Source organism: Stenotrophomonas sp. STEN020 (assembly GCF_056760195.1).
The window spans coordinates 63554-79429 of the sequence record NZ_JBRREI010000007.1 but is presented as its reverse complement, the minus strand read 5'-3'; the positions used below and the strand labels follow the sequence as shown (position 1 = coordinate 79429).

At 63.3% G+C, this 15876-nt stretch carries 13 protein-coding genes; 6 read left to right on the top strand and 7 right to left on the bottom strand.

Going from position 1 to position 15876, the window contains the following annotated elements:
* Positions 1–10 precede the first annotated feature (10 nt).
* A complete protein-coding gene (locus ACVOLZ_RS04890; protein ID WP_223120966.1) occupies positions 11–1534 on the top strand; it encodes a conjugal transfer protein TraG N-terminal domain-containing protein in 1524 nt (507 codons plus the stop codon).
* A gap of 6 nt (positions 1535–1540) precedes the next feature.
* On the opposite strand, the gene ACVOLZ_RS04885 is transcribed toward ACVOLZ_RS04890, so the two are convergent.
* From ACVOLZ_RS04885 to ACVOLZ_RS04875, 3 genes are all read right to left on the bottom strand, one after another.
* Entirely contained in the window at positions 1541–1900 is a 360-nt protein-coding gene (locus tag ACVOLZ_RS04885) for a DUF3742 family protein (RefSeq protein WP_128653420.1), read from the bottom strand.
* Between the two features lie 84 nt (positions 1901–1984).
* Positions 1985–2617, bottom strand: coding sequence for an RES family NAD+ phosphorylase (locus ACVOLZ_RS04880; RefSeq protein ID WP_128653419.1), 633 nt, complete (start codon positions 2615–2617; stop codon positions 1985–1987).
* A 12-nt stretch (positions 2618–2629) separates the two neighbouring features.
* On the bottom strand, positions 2630–3256 hold the full coding sequence (locus ACVOLZ_RS04875; RefSeq protein WP_128653418.1) for an integrase: 627 nt from the start codon (positions 3254–3256) through the stop codon (positions 2630–2632).
* Between the two features lie 315 nt (positions 3257–3571).
* On the opposite strand from ACVOLZ_RS04875, the gene mobH reads away from it, so the two are divergent.
* Positions 3572–5395, top strand: coding sequence for a MobH family relaxase (mobH, locus tag ACVOLZ_RS04870; RefSeq protein ID WP_324594489.1), 1824 nt, complete (start codon positions 3572–3574; stop codon positions 5393–5395).
* Positions 5396–5458: 63 nt separating this feature from the next.
* On the opposite strand, the gene ACVOLZ_RS04865 is transcribed toward mobH, so the two are convergent.
* The 4 genes from ACVOLZ_RS04865 to ACVOLZ_RS04850 all read right to left on the bottom strand — a co-directional run bounded on the left by ACVOLZ_RS04865 (position 5459) and on the right by ACVOLZ_RS04850 (position 9437).
* Complete coding sequence (locus tag ACVOLZ_RS04865; protein ID WP_324594488.1) at positions 5459–7402, bottom strand: lipase family alpha/beta hydrolase; 1944 nt, start codon at positions 7400–7402, stop codon at positions 5459–5461.
* Complete coding sequence (locus tag ACVOLZ_RS04860) at positions 7399–8445, bottom strand: Lnb N-terminal periplasmic domain-containing protein (protein WP_324594487.1); 1047 nt, start codon at positions 8443–8445, stop codon at positions 7399–7401. Before ACVOLZ_RS04860 ends, ACVOLZ_RS04865 begins: the two co-directional genes overlap by 4 nt.
* Positions 8442–9077: a TetR/AcrR family transcriptional regulator gene (locus ACVOLZ_RS04855; protein ID WP_481515275.1), complete on the bottom strand. Its 636-nt coding sequence runs from the start codon at positions 9075–9077 to the stop codon at positions 8442–8444. The genes ACVOLZ_RS04860 and ACVOLZ_RS04855 overlap by 4 nt, the downstream gene beginning before the upstream one ends.
* A 63-nt stretch (positions 9078–9140) precedes the next feature.
* Positions 9141–9437, bottom strand: coding sequence for a hypothetical protein (locus ACVOLZ_RS04850; RefSeq protein ID WP_481515279.1), 297 nt, complete (start codon positions 9435–9437; stop codon positions 9141–9143).
* On the opposite strand from ACVOLZ_RS04850, the gene ACVOLZ_RS04845 reads away from it, so the two are divergent.
* Genes ACVOLZ_RS04845 through ACVOLZ_RS04830 form a run of 4 tightly spaced genes read left to right on the top strand, consistent with a single transcriptional unit; the run spans position 9346 to position 15831 of the window.
* Entirely contained in the window at positions 9346–10839 is a 1494-nt protein-coding gene (locus ACVOLZ_RS04845; RefSeq protein WP_481515274.1) for an efflux transporter outer membrane subunit, read from the top strand. The genes ACVOLZ_RS04850 and ACVOLZ_RS04845 overlap by 92 nt on opposite strands.
* Positions 10840–10853: 14 nt before the next feature.
* Positions 10854–11933, top strand: a complete 1080-nt coding sequence (locus ACVOLZ_RS04840) for an HlyD family secretion protein (RefSeq protein ID WP_054667827.1) — start codon at positions 10854–10856, stop codon at positions 11931–11933.
* Between the two features lie 3 nt (positions 11934–11936).
* Positions 11937–14699, top strand: a complete 2763-nt coding sequence (gene rbbA / locus ACVOLZ_RS04835) for a ribosome-associated ATPase/putative transporter RbbA (protein WP_481515273.1) — start codon at positions 11937–11939, stop codon at positions 14697–14699.
* A gap of 1 nt (position 14700) precedes the next feature.
* Positions 14701–15831, top strand: coding sequence for an ABC transporter permease (locus ACVOLZ_RS04830; RefSeq protein WP_481515272.1), 1131 nt, complete (start codon positions 14701–14703; stop codon positions 15829–15831).
* Positions 15832–15876 lie beyond the last annotated feature (45 nt).

Genomic DNA, 15876 nt, shown 5'->3' with positions numbered 1-15876 from the left:
GATTGGTGCCATGACGCTTTTTACGACCGACTACCTGGAGTACTACCTGACCCTCGTGTCCTGGATCGTCAACAACGGCATCTGGGCGGTGCTGGTGTCCAGCGGGGTATTCGCGCTGCCTTTCGTCGCCATCATCGTGCAGGAGTGGCTGAAGGCCCGCGCGGAAGGTGCCGACGAGGGCAACAAAGGCGTGCTGAGTGCCGCCCGCATCGAGAACCGGGTGTTCGTCGCCATCGTGGTGGTAATGTTCGCCGGCATCCCGTTCATCGACGTGGACCTCAACACCATCCAGTACGACAGCTCGCGCTCGGCGCAATGCCAGGTCAGCGTACCGCAGCCCACGGATACCGGCTGGTCGCAGTCTTTCAGCACCATCAACAACCAGTCGGCGAAAGTGCCGGTCTGGTGGGCCTTCATGCATGCGCTCTCGCGCGCTGTCACGAGTGCCTCGGTGGCGGCGATCCCCTGCGGTACGGACCTTCGGCAAATGCGCATGGAGATCGACGCCACCCGCATTGACGACCCTGTGCTGGCGCAGGAGGTGGCGGATTTCTCACGGGATTGCTACGGGCCCGCGCGGGCCAAATTGTTCATGCAGCGCCCGGATCTCGATGAGCAGCAGATGCACGACGTGACCTGGATCGGATCGAGGTTCTTCACGGACACCAACGGCTATTACGACACATACCGCTCCAGCACGCCGCGCGACGACTGGCCCTACGACGGCAACCGTGATGCCGGGCTTGCGCAGGTGGCGAGCGGTGGCGGCTATCCGACCTGCAGGCAGTGGTGGGCGGATGGCAGCAACGGCCTGCGCGCACGCCTGCTGGGTCAAGTGGACCCAAGTCTGTTGAACCGCCTGGCGGGCTGGGCAGGGTTCCTGAGCCGGGCCGAGGTGGACGACTCGGTGATCCGCGCCATTGCCTCGCCGCGGCAGCAGAAGTTGAATCAGGGCAGCGTCTATACGGACTACGGCGGCCAGATCGACAAGACCTTGCCGAACATCGTGACGCGGGCCACTGGCGACGTTGGGATGGCAGTCGGCGCGATTGCCGCGTTTCCTGCCATGGACGTTGTGAGGCAGGCCCTGCCCATGGTGCTCGCCTTGCTCAAGATGGCGCTGGTCATCTGCATCCCGCTCGTTCTGGTCGTGGGCACCTATGACCTGAAGACGGTCGTCACCGTCAGCGTCGTGCAGTTCGCACTGTTTTTCACGGACTTCTGGTTCCAGCTCGCACGCTGGATTGATTCGACGATTCTGGACGCGCTTTATGGCTGGGGCTTCGGCTGGAACCGGCCGCACACCAACTTCGACCCACTGGTGGGGCTGAACAACGCCTTCGGTGACATGCTCCTGATGTTCATCACGGGCACGATGTTCATCGTGCTGCCTACCTTCTGGATCATGGCCTTGGCTTGGGCGGGCGTTCGCGCCGGTAACGTGCTGCAGGGCCTCGCTGGTGCCACCGGAGATGCCAAGGCTGCCGGTGGGAAGGGCGGCAGCATCGCGATCAATGCAGTGTCGAAGAAGTGATTACTGCTAGTCGTCCTCGACATGAGGATCAATGCGAAAACCGTCGTAGGTGTACAGGCCAAACCCGGCCGGCCCGTTTCGCCATTCTGGCTCGGGCAACTCCTCGCCCAGGTCGGCGTTGCGGGCCATCCATGCAACGACCATGACGCACACCAGCAGCAGAGCCAGCCAGAAGGTGGTGTAAAGCAATGCCCCGAGCGCGGCGAGCTTGACCACCGATACGAGCACGACAGCGCCGGCTACCGGCACGCCCTTGGACACCAACAAGTTCGACACCCGCCGCTCGCCGCGCACATAGGCGCGCCATCCACGACCAAAGGCGCGGCCGAGGCGTTCTGCGGTGCTGGTGCGGGTCGTTGTGTTCATGGTCGTCTCCTGCTGCTGAGGAATGCCTATTCCAGTTTGCTCCACTTCATTCGGTTTGAGGCTCCAATGTGCTTTCTTGCTGCTTCAGGGTGCTTCGTCATCCGGCACCACCGGGCCGGGATCGGGTTCGATGCCGATGCGGTAGGTGGCAACGAAACGCGGCCAGTCCACATGGTCAACCAGGTCGATGTCCTCGATGACGCTGATCTTCGTTCCCGCCCGCTCGAACAGGGCGATGCTCGCAGCGGGATAGTTGTTGCGCGAGGGGTAGAGCACCCCGTCGAACAACGGCTGGCCGTCGTTTCCAAGCATCGCATGCACCTGAGCCGACACCTGCTGCGTGTGCGTGTAGTCGCGGCTGGCCAACTGCTCCAGATTCAGGCCGAAGTAGCCCGCCATGACGCCCGGCGCCGTGAGGTCGGCCAGGAGCATGTCGTTCAGCACGCCTACTGCGCGCACCATCCGGGCCTGGACTTCCTTCAGCGCGATCGAGCGCTTCGTGTCTTCAAGCCACTGGTGCTTGTGAAACACCGACTCCATCAGCGCCGTGGGCAGGTCGCGCCCCAGGTAGAGCACGCCGTAGGCCTCCGCCGGGTCATCGTAGCGATTCGTGCTGCCGCGGCCATAGTACAGCGGGCTGCCCCGATAGACGACGCGGCTCACATGCTGGAGCAGTTCACCGGCATCGATCAGGAACGAAGGCAGCTCACGGCTCATGGCGGTCTCGCTTCAATGCACCTGCACGCCCAGCACGTTGAACACGGCCTCGGCCACGTCGTCGATCGTGCCATGCGTCACCGCATCCACCGGCGAGCGACCGCCCAAGCCTTCGAGCGGTTCGGACAGCGCGCGATAGATCGTCCAGGGGTCGATGCCCTCGACCTCCTGAAGCACGGCTTGGGTCAACTGCTGCTTCACCGGGTCGAGCTGCCAGTCGGGCAGCTTCTGACCGCGTGCCCCCACGTTCAGCGCCAGCAAGCGACGGGCGAGAATGTCCTTGTAGATCTGCTGGCGCGACTTGTCCGCCAGCTTGGCGTAGTCGGGAATCGGCAGGTTGTGCGGCTGGTTGAAGGCTTCCAGCAGCACGGCGCGGCCTCGCTGGACGTCGGTTTCGGCCGGCGCCCAGCGCGTGTCGGCGCGCAGCGCGGCCGCCTTGCGCTCCAAGGCCTGCCCCACCGTTTCGCCTTCCAGGCTGGCAGGCAGCTTCACCGCCTCCACGCGCTCGTGGATGAACGCCTGCAACTCGGCCGCGAAAGCCGGGGCATCCCGGATTTCGACGGTATCCGCGAAGCGGCGCACATCCTCTACCGTGACGCGCGGCAGCCGGTCGGCAATGAATTCGATAGCAGTGGGCATGGTCATCTCCCAGGTAGGTTTGAGACAGGATTCACTCTAGTCTCTCTTGTCGCGTTTGTCAACTTAGTCGCCTGAGTGGGGCCTACCTGGCGGGTGTAGCGTCCCGGCAGCATAGGTCGAGGCCAGCGCCGGGTCTCCGGCCAATCCATTCGAGCGGGTTCCACATTGACGCTGGAGCCGCAACCCAGGCCCCGCTATACCGAAACGGTTAAAGGCCAAAGGGTCGAAACGGCAAGGGAATGGGGTGCAAGGGGAAAGGCCCTACCTCGAAAAGGCAAAAAGGCCTCCCGCCCGGCCCGCCATCAGGACACCGACATGCTCTCCCTGTTCCAGCGAAAACGGCCTCCGGTCGCTGCCGCGCCGTCGCCAGCCCCCGCCGTCGAACCCCCGAAAGGGTTGATGCGGCCGGAGTCGGCCGCATCGCTGCTGGCCACGCCGCGCCGGCAGAAGCTGATGGAGCACATCTGGCAACGCACCTCGCTCTCGCGCAGGCAGTTCTCCACCCTCTACTGCGCGCCCCTAGAGCGCTACGCCGAGCTGGTCCAGGCCTTCCCGGCCTCCGAAGCGCATCACCACGCATACCCCGGCGGCATGCTCGACCACGGCCTCGAAATCGTCGCCTACAGCCTGAAGCTGCGGCAGTCCCATCTGCTGCCCATCGGCGCCAGCCCCGAAGACCAGGCGGCGCAGGCCGAAGCCTGGACTGCGGCCGTCGCCTATGCTGCGCTGCTCCATGACATCGGCAAGGTGGCGGTCGATCTGCACGTCGAGCTGGCCGACGGCAGCACCTGGCACCCGTGGCACGGCCCGCTGCGTCAGCCGTACCGCTTCCGCTACCGCGACGATCGCGAGTACCGGCTCCACAGCGCCGCGACAGGCTTGCTCTACCAGCAACTGCTCGACCGCGATCTGCTGGACTGGCTCAGTGGCTATCCATCCTTGTGGGCGCCGCTGCTCTACGTCCTGGCCGGGCAGTACGAGCACGCCGGGGTGCTGGGCGAACTGGTCGTGCAGGCCGACCGCGCCTCCGTCGCCCAGGAACTGGGCGGCGATCCCGCGCGCGCCATGGCCGCGCCCAAGCACTCGCTCCAACGCAAGCTGGTCAACGGGCTGCGCTACCTGCTCAAGGAAGAGCTGAAACTGAACCAGCCCGAAGCCTCCGATGGCTGGCTCACCGACGACGCTCTGTGGCTGGTGAGCAAGACGGTCTCGGACAAGCTGCGCGCGCACCTGCTGTCCCAGGGCGTCAATGGCATCCCCGCGAACAACACCGCAGTGTTCAATGTGCTTCAGGACCACGGCATGTTGCAGCCGACGGCCGACGGCAAGGCGATCTGGCGCGCGACCGTGACCAGCTCCACCGGCTGGTCCCACTCGTTCACCCTGTTGCGGCTGGCACCTGCGCTGATTTGGGAGCCCGGCGAGCGGCCGGCGCTGTTCGCTGGAATGGTGGAGATCGACGCCTTACCGGTCGCCCAGCCGGCAGTCGTTGAGACGCTGCTCGCGAAAGGTCAGGACACACGCCCGGAGGAAAGCGGCAGTGCCCTGGTCCCGCCATCCGCGTCCCAGGCCGTGCCCGACGTGCTGGAGGATATGCTGGCGATGGTGGGCAAGAGCGATTCGGCTGGCATGCACCAGAATGCGGTGGCCATCTCGCGTGATGCAGACGCCACGCAATTCGACACTTCCATGCCAGCTTCGGACTTAACATCGCCTGTGCCACCGGCTGCGCCACCATCCGCTGCCGCGCAGCCATCCGGAGAGCATTTCATGGCATGGCTGAAACAGGGAATCGCCTCGCGCCGACTCATCATCAACGACGCGAAGGCACTCGTGCATACCGTGAGTGATACTGCATATCTGGTGAGCCCAGGCGTGTTTCAGCGATACGCACAGGAACACCTGCAGGTAGCGACGTTGGCCAAGCAGGAGAGCCAGCAGGATTGGCAGTGGGTGCAGAAGCGTTTCGAGCGGCTACAACTACATCGCAAACAATCGAACGGATTGAACATCTGGACCTGTGAAGTCACTGGACCAAGGAAATCTCGCCAACTGCATGGTTATCTACTGGAAGATGCCTTCCAGCTACTCGCCGAGATTCCGCCCAACAACCCTTATCTCTCAATGAAGCCCGAATAAGCATTGGTGGCAAGGCTAACTGAGGGCTGGCTGCTTCGGACTCTCATGATGCTTGCCCAAGGTCTAACGCTGCATGGAACGCGCTTCCCGCAAGTCTATGTCCTCTCTCAGAATGCGCTGAATTTCCAGTATCGCAGCCGCATTCTGCTGCACACTATGCCCCGAAATAATGACTTTTTCGGATTGTGCGCCGGGAAGATGAGCGCTGCGGTAGGGCACGAGACCATCATCGGAATCTACGAGGGCCACTAGGGGGTCAGCTTGGGCTACTATCGAGTGATAGCGCACCTGGGTAGAAATCGGAAAACCCGCCACCGCGCGCACGAAAGGATCGTTCTCGTCGAGGTTGTCAACGCTATTGGGGATATGCCCCAGGCTTTCATGGTTGCTGGCCGTCGCATTGGGCGCCAGTGTGTGGGCGAGTTCTTCGAGCACCGTAACCGGGAAGCGAATGAATCCGGCCATCCAGCGGCCCAGTCGTCCACCCGCGAACGTAGTGCCCCGATGCGGTGCCGCGATGAAGATGGCGCTGCTGACCTGCGGGAAGGGCTCAAAGCGCAACATCGGATCTATGCGCTTCATCTGCTCCGGGGTCAGTTGGCTGTGAGCCGCAGCCAACTGCACCAGCGACTGATCGCTTGACGACACCATCAACCGCGCGATGACGCCACCCATGCTATGCCCTACCAGCACGAGGTCAGACGACGACGGCGCCTGGCCGGACGGATCGAAATGCGCCAGCGTATCCCCGAGCGATCTGCGAATCATGGCGTGGTTCAGTGCGATGGGCATGTTGGTCGGGTAGTAGACCTGCCAGATCTGGTAATGCTCGCGCAGGGCCTCATCGCCGAGAATTTCGTTGGCAAGATCCACCCAGGCTTCCGGGCTGCTGGCCAATCCGTGCAGCATGACGATGATCCGCCTGTTCGGATCGTAGGGCTGCATCAGGTAGACGTGGGGGCGGTCAATGCCACCTTCGCGTCCAAGCAGGCTGCGGAGCGACTGCCGGTTGAACTTGGCACGGGCCAACCATACGCCGTAGCCGGCGGTAAAATTGGCCGCCAGGGGTACGCGCTGACCGCGCAGCATGATGGCCGACTCCACATAGGGATCATGCACCGTCAAACGGACGGTACGGGTGTGCAGTACACTGTCCAGGTCATCCCCCTCCGGGTGCAGCAGAACCGTCATGGACGGCGCGGGCATCTCGCTCCAAGGTGGCGGTCGCTGGTTGCGTCTGGCCGCTGGACGGCCATCCCGGGTGGGTGCAACGGTCGGGGTGTCGTCCGGCATGACCGTCACCAGCTCGGCGCCGAAACCGTCGCGGCGGTAGAGGCTGCGCAATCCACGGAAAGACAGGGACGAGGCTGGCAACAGTTCGGCTGGCACCGCCGTACTGCCCGGCAAGCGCGCGCCGCGCATATCCAGCTTCAGCTCCCATCCGGCAATATTCCAGCCAGTCTGCACCAGCAACTGCGAAGGCATTTGCTGCCGAACTTCAAACATGTCCGTGGCGGCGCGTTCGACGGCATGGTTGTACCAATCCCGTACCTGGGTCTGGCGATCTTCGAAGGCTCGCTCTCCCGGGGCATAGTCGCCGAAGAACAGGTAGGCATAGGCATAGCGAATGGTCTCAAGCCAGGCGGCTTGCTGCTCTGGACCGGGCTTCATGGCCTCTGCCTGCGCCAGCCAGAGTTCGGACAGCGCCGCCAGGCGCCGATCCGTGCCAACGCCGGTCACGGCGACCAGGGCTTGAACACAATCCGTTGAGATCGGCTTTGCGCATGCCTGCGCATCCAATGCCGCCACCCTGATGGTCTGGTTGGTCGCATCGCTGAGCTTGCCACGAGTCAGGATGTCGCCACGCTTGGCTTCGATGGCGTCGCCGGCAGTCAGCGTACGAATTTCGACCGCTGGGCCGAATTCACGCAGGATCGAGCAGCCCCCCAGAAGAAGCGGGACAAGGACGGCCCATGCCATGAAACGGCAGGGCTGCGAGGACGTCATGGATAGACCTCGTTGATGGGAATGCCTGGCACACCTCGTCGAATCGACATCGAGAAGTCGTCCCATGACCAGTCGGAACCAAGGGCACGCTCGTTGATATGCCCGCGTGCCTGCAGTTCCGCGTAGCGATGACCGGGCGTCAGACCGTGCAGGTCGTAAACGTATTCGGCAAAGTGGCCGGACAGCAGCAGGCGATAATCCATCGGCAACGCGGGCGCAACGAGTCGTGCCAGTTCGAATACGATGGTCGTGCAGTTGCTGGTCAACGTGTTGTAGAAGCGCGGCGTGCGTTGCAATTCATTGGCCACGCTCAGGTACTCCAGAAACAACGCGCGGACATTCGCCTGACTCATCTGCAAGCGATAGAGGTAAACGTCCTCGCCTCGCACATTGCTGCGCGTGCGAACGATGTCGCGCTCATCGGCGGCCACCAGGACCTGCTCGAACTGGCGGAAGAATCCTCCCACCGCCGAGAAGGACTCGTAGCGCTCCTTGCGTATTTCCAGTGAGAACACCACCCGCTCACTACCGTCGAAGCCGAACGACACCAGCGTGTGGGCAATGTGCGGCCCCATCCAGTAGGACAGTACCAGGTCGGCGTTGCGCAAGCGGTCCAGATCGTATGTGCGGCTCTCCCAGCGCGGCGTGTAGTCGGTCTCGCTGCGCCACTCGAAGTTGCGCACATTTTTCAGGTGGACATGGTTGCCCTCGACTCTGGCCTCCAGCAACTGGGCGACATCGTCGGCCCATGCACGTTGGTGCGACGGCCGCAGCGTCCCCCACCACAGAAGCAGGCAGGCCGTTGCGAGCACAAATACAAATCCCGTGATGTTGCGACGCTTTCGCCCAAACAAGCCCGACAGCGACAAGACAACGGACACCCCCAAAGCCGACCACACCAGAATGGCGACCCATCGCACCACTGAATGCTGCGAAGACTGAAACCACAGCGCCAGTGCGCCCCACGAAGTCAGCAGCAGCACGGCAAAACCGTTCAGTAGGTGCGCGGGGATGTGTCTGGTTTTGCGTGCCACCCTGCTCATTGAGGCTCCAAAAGCTCAAGCAGTAGTTGCCGATGCACGTCGCGTAGTCGTACAAGCGATATAGAAGGGTCACCCTTGGATAGCATTAAGGAGTTCAGCCACAGCAGTGCGGGCGCAAGTGCCAGCGGGAAGAAATGCTCAGTCAAAACGCCTGGGCGAATGATGCCCCGTTCTATGTTGCGCTGGATGATGATCTGTGCCCGCTCTCGCAACCCGTGCGCAACGTCCTCACGCCAACGCCGCACGAGTTCCGGTGCTCTGGCGCTTTCGGCCAGAAGTAGACGATAGACCGATACAGTGGCGGGTGAGCCAAACGTGGCGTACAGGCGATCAAGATAGACGTCTACCAACTCTGGCAACGTCAAATCTTCATCCGGGAGCCAGCCCTGGAAATCGCGAAGCTGCTTCGTCAGGCGTTCGAGCAAGGCATGAAAAATCTCCTCCTTGCTTTTGAAGTGGGCGTAGATGCCTGCCTTGGACAAGCCGGCGCATTCGGCCAAGCGCTCCATCGTTACGGCGTTGTATGTCCGATCCGAGAACTCGACCAGAGCGGCGTCCAGTATTCCCTCTTTCCTGGCGGCAGAGGACAGGTAGCGACGCTTGCTTGGTACGTCATCTTTCTTGCTTGGCATTCAAAGACCCTGTTTGAAAAACAGCGGCATGTTCTCATGGCTGGTCATCGGCTTTAACAGAAATCAAGGCCATTCCTGGACCCTGGCTGGCAACGCGATTTGACTTATGTCAATGACCCGCGAGCCACTGATTGCGGTGGCGGAATTGTAGTGTACAATCAAAAACAACCGTCCAGTCGTTTGTTTTGAAAATTCACGATGCAAGGCGTGGGTGGCTGCTACCTCCTCTGCAACCAGACCCTCTTTCAGCCCGATACCCGTACGGAACATGACCATGCCCCCAGCCTCTCTGTTGTTTACTGCGTTCAGACTGCGCACTGCCTCGCTGGCCCTGAGCGGCGTCGTCTTGACCGGCTGCATGTCGCTCGCTCCTGCACCAGACACTCCGCCGCTGCCCGTGCCCGTAACCTGGCCTGGCCATCTTGGATCAGGCACAGACGGTGCCACTCCGCGAGATCTTGCGTGGCAGGCGTACTTCACCGACCCCTTGCTGCAACGTCTCATCGAGACCGCGCTGGAAAACAACCGCGACCTGCGCGTGGCCGCGCTGCGCGTCGAGGAAGCCAGCGCCACATTCCGCATTCAGCGCTCGGATCGTTTTCCTGCCATGGGCGTGGGCGCCCAAGGTGGACGCGCGCGCGTCCCTGGCGACCTGAACATGTCGGGCCGATCGCAGGTGGGCGGCGAGTACCGGGCCGAGGTGGGTTTGACCACCTGGGAACTGGATCTGTGGGGTCGGATCCGCAACCTGGAAGACGCCGCCCTGCAAACTTGGCTGGCTTCCGACGCGGCTCGCCAGGCCGTCCATTTGGCGCTGATCGCCCAGGTGGCAGACGGCTATCTTGGCCTGCGCGAGATCGACGAACGCGTGGCGATCGCACGGCAAACCGTGACCACCCGCGAGGAGTCCTATCGCATTTTCCGGCGCCGCGTCGAAGTCGGCTCGACCTCGAAGCTGGATCTCACACAGGTCCAGACCCTGCTGAACCAAGCTCAGGCGCTGCTGACGCAGCTTGAGCAAGCTCGCACCACGCAACTGCACGCCCTGGCACTGCTGGTAGGCGCTGATCCCGGCCCGCTGCCCGCCAAGGCACCCTTCGATGAAACGACGGTTCTGGCTGAGCTGCGGGCCGGTCTGCCTTCGGAGCTGCTGGTCAGTCGCCCGGACATCATTTCCGCCGAACACCAATTGCGTGCCAGCAATGCCCACATCGGCGCGGCCCGCGCGGCGTTCTTGCCGCGCATTGCGCTGACCGGCAGCTTCGGCACGGCCAGCTCCGACTTGAATGGCTTGTTCGATTCCGGCAGTCGCGCCTGGACCTTCATGCCCACCCTGTCGCTGCCCATCTTCGATGGCGGGCGCCGCCGCGCCAATCTGGAGCTGAGCGAAGTGCGCCGCGACATCGCCGTCGCCGGATACGAAAAAACCATTCAATCGGCCTTCCGCGAGGTGGCCGATGCGCTGAGCGCAAAGCACTGGCTGGCTGAGCAGTTGACGATCCAGAGAGCCAACCTGGAAGCGCAAAGCGAACGCGCACGCCTGGCCAAGTTGCGCTACGACAACGGCTCGGCCGCCTTCTTGGAAGTGCTGGATGCCCAACGCGATCTGCTGGGAGCCCAGCAACAACTGGTACAGGCGCGCCGCGCGCTGCTGTCCAGCCAAGTGGCGCTGTATGCCGCGCTCGGCGGCGGCACCCTCGCCGCAGCCGGCGAGGCACAGGGTGCGGCCTCGACTCCCGCTTCCACCCCATCAACCCGTTAAGGCACGCCGAACCCATGACTGTCTCCCCCTCTCTCAAGAAAAAACTCCTGGTCGCTTTCGCTGCAGCGGTTGTTGCCGCGCTGGCCTGGTGGAGCTGGACGAGGTTTACCGACAGCGGCCCGGGCGAAGGATTCGTCAACGGCAATGGCCGCATCGAAGCCACCGAGATCGACGTGGCCACCAAGCTTCCCGGCCGCATCGAAGACATCCTGGTGCGTGAAGGCGATTTCGTCACAGCCGGCCAGCCACTGGCCAAGATGCGGCTGGAAACGCTGGAAGCGCAGCGCGACGAGGCCCTGGCCATGCGTCAGCAGGCTGAGCATTCGGTGACCGCGGCGCAGGCACAGGTGGCGCTGCGTGAAGCCGACGTGACTGCCGCCTTGGCTCTGGTTGGTCAGCGCGAGTCGGAACTGGACGCCGCGCAACGGCGCCTGACACGCTCCAGCACGCTGTCGAGTGAGGGAGCCGCCTCGATCCAGGAACTGGACGATGACCGGGCGCGCGTACGGGGCGCCCAAGCGACCCTCGCGGCCAGCAAGGCACAGGCCGCCGCTGCCCGCGCCGCGGTCGAAGCCGCCAGGGCGCAGCTTGTCGGCGCGCAGTCCAGTGTGTCCGCCGCTACGGCCAGTATCAGCCGCATCGAAGCCGACATCCGCGACAGCGAACTGCGGTCTCCGCGCGACGGACGGGTTCAGGTGCGTGTCGCGCAACCCGGCGAGGTGCTTGGAGCGGGCGGACGTGTCTTGAACCTCCTTGATCTGTCGGACGTGTACATCACCTTCTTCCTGCCCGAAACCGTGGCCGGCCGCGTTGCGCTGGGCTCGGAGGTTCGCATCATTCTGGATGCCGCGCCCGAGTATGTGATTCCAGCCACCGTTTCCTTCGTCGCCAGCGCGGCGCAGTTCACTCCCAAGACGGTGGAAACCGCCAGCGAGCGGCAGAAACTGATGTTTCGCGTGCGCGCACAGATCTCGCAGGAGCTGCTGCGTGAGCACCTGAACCAGGTCAAGACCGGTCTGCCCGGCGTAGCCTGGGTCAAGCTCGACGCCAAGGCCGAGTGGCCTCAGAACCTCTCCGTTCGTGTGCCGGAGTAAGGTATGAGCCACAGCGCGCAGCTCGCGACCGTTGCAAGTGTCCGCCAGGTAAGACTGCGCTACCGCGACGTCATTGCCTTGGATGGCATTGACCTGGACATCCCCGCTGGACGGATGGTCGGTCTGATCGGCCCCGACGGCGTGGGTAAGTCCAGCCTGCTCTCGTTGCTGGCCGGTGTGCGCATCATCCAGGAAGGCACGGTCGAGGTGCTCGGTGGCGACATGGCCAGCAAGGCCCACCGCAAGCTGGTGTGCCCGCGCATCGCCTACATGCCGCAGGGGTTGGGCAAGAACCTGTATCCGACGCTCTCGGTCGAGGAGAATCTGCAATTCTTCGCGCGGCTGTTCGGCCATGACGCGCCCGAGCGCCGCCAGCGCATCGATGAGCTGACCCAGGCCACGGGCCTGTTCAAATTCCTAGCACGTCCGGCAGGCAAGCTCTCCGGGGGCATGAAGCAGAAGCTGGGCTTGTGCTGCGCGCTGATTCATGACCCGGATTTTCTGATTCTCGATGAACCGACGACCGGCGTGGATCCGCTGGCGCGCGCACAGTTCTGGGATCTGATCGAACGCATCCGCGCCGACCGCCCCGGCATGAGCGTGATTGTGGCCACCGCCTACATGGACGAGGCGCAGCGCTTCGACTGGCTCGCCGCCATCGACGACGGCAAGGTTCTCGCCACCGGCACACCGAAGGAATTGCTGGAAAGAACAGGCAGCCCGAACCTGGAAGAGGCGTTCATCCGCCTGCTCCCAGAAGAGAAAAAGCGCGGGCACAAACCGGTGGTCATTCCTCCCTTGCCGGAAGACGGCGCCGACGACATCGCCATCGAGGCCAAAGGGCTGACCATGCGCTTTGGCGACTTCGTCGCCGTCGACAGCGTGTCCTTCCGCATCCGGCGCGGTGAAATCTTCGGCTTCCTCGGCTCCAACGGCTGCGGCAAGTCTACGACGATGAAGATGCTCACCGGGCTACTGCCGGCGAGCGAGGGACGAGCCTGGCTGTTCGGTCATGAGGTGGACCCGCATGACTTGGACACCCGCCGCCGCGTCGGCTACATGTCGCAGGCATTCTCGCTCTACAGCGAAATCACGGTACGCCAGAACCTGGAGTTGCACGCCAAGCTGTTCAGCGTGCCCCCGAAGGACATTCCGGGCCGCGTCGAAGAGATGGTGGAGCGCTTCGGCCTGGTGGAAGTCATCGACAGCTTGCCGGCCAGCCTGCCTCTGGGCATACGCCAGCGCCTGTCGCTGGCAGTCGCCATGGTGCACAAGCCCGAACTGTTGATTCTGGACGAGCCGACCTCCGGGGTCGATCCAGTAGCGCGCGATGCATTCTGGCGGCTGCTCATCGAGCTGTCACGTCGCGACCGGGTGACGGTCTTCATTTCCACCCACTTCATGAACGAGGCCGAACGCTGCGACCGCATGTCAATGATGCATGCGGGCAAGGTGCTCGACAGCGACGTGCCCGCCAAGCTGGTCGAGAAGCGCGGCGCTAAAACCCTCGAAGAGGCCTTCATCGGCTACCTCATCGAGGCGGAGGGCGGCACGGTCGCTCCCGCCGGCCCCACCGAGGCCGCCAATACGGCGATTCAGACGCCAGCGACACACACTGAGCACATCGGGCACAACGCTGAAGGCTTCAGCCTGCGCCGCATGCTCAGCTATCTGTGGCGCGAAGCACTGGAACTGCAGCGCGATCCGGTGCGCGCCACCCTGGCGCTGGGCGGTTCGCTGCTCCTGATGTTCGTGATCGGCTTCGGCATCACCATGGACGTCGAAGACCTGAGCTATGCGGTGCTCGATCGCGACCAAACCACGCTCAGCCAAAGCTACACGCTGAACCTGGCCGGCTCGCGCTACTTCACAGAGCACCCGCCTATCGTCGATTACGAGGATCTCGACCGGCGCATGCGCAGCGGCGAACTGTCATTGGCCATCGAAATCCCCGCTGGCTTTGCCCGCGATGTGTTGCGGGGCCAGAACGTGCAGATCGGTGCGTGGCTCGACGGCGCCATGCCGCAGCGCGCCGAAACCGTGCAGGGCTACGTTCAGGGCATGCACCAGCACTGGCTGCTGGTACAGGCCAGCGAGCGCGGCGGCGCCAGCGCAGCAGGCAATGCGAGCGTCGAGACGCGCTTTCGCTACAACCCCGATGTCAAGAGCCTGCCGGCGATGGTGCCCGCCGTGATTCCCCTGTTGCTGCTCATGCTGCCGGCGATGCTGACCGCGCTGGCGGTGGTGCGCGAGAAAGAAACCGGGTCGATCACCAATCTGTACGTGACGCCGGTCACGCGCCTCGAGTTCCTGCTCGGCAAGCAACTACCCTACGTCGGCCTGGCGATGGTGAACTTCCTGCTGATGACGCTGCTCGCGGTCACCATCTTTGGCGTGCCGGTCAAGGGCAGCTTCTTGACCCTGTCGCTGGCCGCGCTGATCTTCTCCTTCGCCGCCACAGGCATGGGGCTGCTGGCCTCGGCCGTCACGCGCAGCCAGATCGCCGCCATGTTCTTTGCCATGATCGGCACCATCATTCCGGCCACCCAGTTCGCCGGCCTGATCGATCCCGTGTCCTCGCTTGAAGGCTCCAGCAAGTTCATCGGCGAGATCTACCCCGCCACGCACATGATCTCCATCAGCCGTGGCGTGTTCAGCAAAGCGCTCGGCCTGGCCGATCTGGCGGGGCCGTTGTGGTCGATGCTGCTGTCGGTTCCGGTGATTCTCGGTGCGGCCGTTTTGCTACTCAAGAAGCAGGAGCGCTGAGATGCGCAGAAGAAACGTTGCCAACATCTACGACCTTGGTGTCAAGGAGCTGTGGAGCCTTTGGCGTGATCCGATGATGCTCGTGCTCATCGTCTATGTGTTCACCGCGTCGGTCTACACCTCGGCCACGTCCATGCCGGAGACGCTGCACAACGCGCCCATCGCCATCGTCGACGAGGATAATTCGGCGCTGTCCCAGCGGGTTGCCTCGGCCTTCTACCCCCCGCAGTTCACCCAGCCGGCCATGATCGACTATAGAGACGTGGACCCGGGCATGGACGCGGGGCTGTACACCTTCGCCCTGGTTATTCCGCCCAACTTCCAGCGTGACGTGCTGGCGGGGCGATCGCCCGCCGCGCAGCTCAATGTCGATGCCACCCGCATGAGCCAGGCCTTCACCGGCAGTGGTTACATCCAGCAGATATTCACCGGTGAAGTCAACGAGTTCGTCAAACGTTATCGCGGCGCCACCGTGCCACCTGTGGATCTGGCCTTGCGCGCACGCTTCAACCCCGCCCTCGACAAGGCTTGGTTCGGCTCGGTGGTGCAGATCATCAACCACATCACGCTGTTGTCCATCATCCTGACCGGCGCGGCGCTGATCCGGGAGCGCGAGCACGGCACCATCGAGCACCTGCTGGTGATGCCGGTCACGCCCGCGCAGATCATGCTCTCCAAGGTCTGGTCGATGGCCCTGGTCGTGCTGATCGCCTCCTTCCTGTCGCTCACCCTCATGGTGCGCGGCGTCCTGGGCGTGCCCATCGAGGGCTCCATCGCGCTGTTCTTCGCCGGTGCAGCGCTCAGTCTGTTCGCCACTACGTCGATGGGCATCTTCATCGCCACGCTGGCGCGCAACATGCCGCAGTTTGGCATGTTGATGATGCTCACCATCATGCCGCTGCAGATGCTGTCGGGTGGCACTACGCCACGCGAAAGCATGCCCGAGATCGTGCAGAACATCATGCTGGTCGCACCCACCACCCATTTCGTGGAACTGAGCCAGGCCATCCTTTATCGGGGCGCCGGGCTGGAGACGGTGTGGCAGCCCTTCCTGGCGCTGGCCTTGATCGGCGCGGTGCTGTTTTTCCTGTCGCTGGCACGCTTTCGCAAAACGATCGGCCAGATGGCCTGATCGTTTGACCGCCCGATTGGGCATTTCAATCCAAGCAAGGAGTTT

Coding starts and splice junctions, on each gene's coding strand:
- ACVOLZ_RS04890 (WP_223120966.1), top strand. CDS start 11: ATGACGCTTTTTACGACCGACTACCTGGAGTACTACCTGACCCTCGTG.
- ACVOLZ_RS04885 (WP_128653420.1), bottom strand. CDS start 1,900: ATGAACACAACGACCCGCACCAGCACCGCAGAACGCCTCGGCCGCGCC.
- ACVOLZ_RS04880 (WP_128653419.1), bottom strand. CDS start 2,617: ATGAGCCGTGAGCTGCCTTCGTTCCTGATCGATGCCGGTGAACTGCTC.
- ACVOLZ_RS04875 (WP_128653418.1), bottom strand. CDS start 3,256: ATGCCCACTGCTATCGAATTCATTGCCGACCGGCTGCCGCGCGTCACG.
- mobH (WP_324594489.1), top strand. CDS start 3,572: ATGCTCTCCCTGTTCCAGCGAAAACGGCCTCCGGTCGCTGCCGCGCCG.
- ACVOLZ_RS04865 (WP_324594488.1), bottom strand. CDS start 7,402: ATGACGTCCTCGCAGCCCTGCCGTTTCATGGCATGGGCCGTCCTTGTC.
- ACVOLZ_RS04860 (WP_324594487.1), bottom strand. CDS start 8,445: ATGAGCAGGGTGGCACGCAAAACCAGACACATCCCCGCGCACCTACTG.
- ACVOLZ_RS04855 (WP_481515275.1), bottom strand. CDS start 9,077: ATGCCAAGCAAGAAAGATGACGTACCAAGCAAGCGTCGCTACCTGTCC.
- ACVOLZ_RS04845 (WP_481515274.1), top strand. CDS start 9,346: ATGACCATGCCCCCAGCCTCTCTGTTGTTTACTGCGTTCAGACTGCGC.
- ACVOLZ_RS04850 (WP_481515279.1), bottom strand. CDS start 9,437: ATGCAGCCGGTCAAGACGACGCCGCTCAGGGCCAGCGAGGCAGTGCGC.
- ACVOLZ_RS04840 (WP_054667827.1), top strand. CDS start 10,854: ATGACTGTCTCCCCCTCTCTCAAGAAAAAACTCCTGGTCGCTTTCGCT.
- rbbA (WP_481515273.1), top strand. CDS start 11,937: ATGAGCCACAGCGCGCAGCTCGCGACCGTTGCAAGTGTCCGCCAGGTA.
- ACVOLZ_RS04830 (WP_481515272.1), top strand. CDS start 14,701: ATGCGCAGAAGAAACGTTGCCAACATCTACGACCTTGGTGTCAAGGAG.